Source organism: Neisseria flava (genome assembly GCF_982712965.1).
Window position 1 is genome coordinate 1 of the sequence record NZ_CEXQBZ010000103.1, and the last position, 2,243, is coordinate 2,243.

General features: G+C 45.8%; 1 protein-coding gene and 1 pseudogene. One reads left to right on the forward strand and one right to left on the reverse strand.

All coding sequences use genetic code 11. The features are described from left to right. Positions 1–552 (reverse strand): annotated as a pseudogene (locus AC5M9B_RS04815) (hypothetical protein); the annotation flags it as partial. A 663-nt stretch (positions 553–1,215) separates the two neighbouring features. Between AC5M9B_RS04815 and AC5M9B_RS04820 the strand changes: the two are divergent. Then, positions 1,216–2,148, forward strand: coding sequence for an AEC family transporter (locus AC5M9B_RS04820; protein ID WP_019270966.1), 933 nt, complete (start codon positions 1,216–1,218; stop codon positions 2,146–2,148). Positions 2,149–2,243 lie beyond the last annotated feature (95 nt).

Consider the following 2,243-nt stretch of genomic DNA (forward strand, 5'->3'; position numbering starts at 1 on the left):
CAATTTGTCAACATCAGCTTTGTCGGCTTTCGTGGCGATTGCTGTTTTGTTGGTTTCGATTGCCGCTTTATTGGCATTTACATCTGCGCTGATGGTATTAACGACTTCTGCAGTTTTCACCAATGCTTCGCTGTTTTCGTTGACGGTTTCAGTCAAGTCACCCAATGCTTCATCGTGTGCTGCGACAACTTCTTTCAAGCCCAGTCCTTTAAACTCATCGGCTTCAACATCTTCATTAGTGGCTTCGCGGACGGTTTTGTTGCCATTAGCATCAGTTGTGATGAAATTTGAACCAGATGCAAAACCATTAATGGTTTGTTCTAACTCTAAGGTTTTCAAAAGCAGGGCATCGCTATCTTTTTTGAAAGTCAGCTTACCGGTATCTTTATCATATGTTGTGCCTTCGCCGAAGACAGTAAAAAACGCTGCTTGACCTTGATCGTCTTTGCCGCCAACCGCTGCTGCAAAGTTTTGTTCAGCCGCTCCCGCTGCGCCGCTTGCTACGGCTGCCGTAACAGCCATGCTCAATACTTTTACATTGAATTTTTTCATGTTTTTTACCTTTGTATGGTGGGTGTAGGGACGTTGATGCTTTTCCGGCGGCTCCCCGTAAACTGTAAAAGGATTATGCCGTTTCGGGCTGGAACTTAATAATCGCCAAGAAAAGTTTCAATGCATATTGTAAAAGTACGAAATTAAAAATCAAGGCTTGTGTAATTTTTTATAGTGGGAACAGGGGCGCATAGGCCTGTATTCTTCGATTTTTTTGAAATGTATTTTGATGCAATAAATTGCAATAGAATAATAAGCATATGAAATATATGATATTTTAATTTGATTTTTGGGTTTTTTGATGGGTATTACCTTGTTTGGTAGAAAATATTTTAAATTTCTATTTTTATCAATTTGTGGGGAAAAAGCGACGAACGGTATTTTTATCTGACTATTAGGATGCATTTGGCATTTTACTACTACAAGTAAATGTTTTAATTTTTGTAAAGACTTCTCTTGCGTATGAGGATGATGTACTTGTTGTCGGAAAGGCTCTGGTATTCTGGCATAAGGCTTAAATAGGTTTCAGACGACCCTTTTGCTTTTTATTTATAGGGGTCTGCATAGTGATGGCGATATAGCTTGGAAAACCGGGGCTTTATGGATAACGAAAGCTGCGATTTGCTATAGAATTCCTTTTCTATATTCAGATACGGATAAGCTATGGAAACCGCCCTGCTCCTTGCCGGCAAAATCACCGAGCTGACCCTGATTGTCCTGATGGGCATGGCGTTGGTGAAGTTTAAGCTCCTGAATTCCGAACACAGCCGCACGCTCTCCGTCATCGCGCTCTACCTCATCAGCCCGTCGGTGATGATCCACGCCTTCCAAATCGAGAACACGCCCGACATCGTTGACGGGTTGAAACTCTCGGTCGCCTTGGCGGTCGTGTTCCACATCCTGCTGATTGCGCTGGGCAGGCTTTTCAAAACTGTGTTTAAGCTCGATACGCTCGAACACGCTGCCACGGTTTACACCAATTCCGGCAACCTCATCATCCCGCTGGTAATGTCCATTTTCGGACCGCAATGGGTGATTTACACCAGCGGCTTCATCATTGTCCAAATGTTCCTTTTCTGGACGCACTTGCGCCTGCTGCTTTGCGGGCGCGGCAATCTTGCGTGGAAAACCGTACTGACCAACATCAACATCCTTTCCATCTTTATCGGCGTGTTCATGTTTGCTTTCCAAATCAAACTGCCGCACATCATCGACAATACGCTCGCTACTGTCGGCAGCATGATAGGCCCAGTCGCCATGCTCGTTGCCGGAATGTTGATTGCCTCGCTGCCGCTCAAAGAAATCGTCCTCTCCAAACGGATTTACCTCGTCGCCTTCCTGCGCCTGATACTTATCCCGCTGATTCTGTTGGTGTTTGTCAAAGTTTCAGGCATAGCCCGCTTGGGCGGACACAGCGATACCGTCGTCCTTATCAGCTTCCTCGCCACCGTCAGCCCCGCCGCGTCCACCGTTACCCAAATGGCGATGGTTTATGGTCAAAACGCCCGTAAAGCCAGCGCGATTTACGGCATCACGACGCTGCTGTGCGTCATCACCATGCCGCTGATGATTGCGTTGTATCAAGCGATGGTTTAAAAGGGGAGGGCAAGGCAAGGTCGTCTGAGAGCCTGAATTTGGACTTTCAGACGACCTTGCCTTTAAAGCAGATATGATTGTTGTTTCCTGTATGC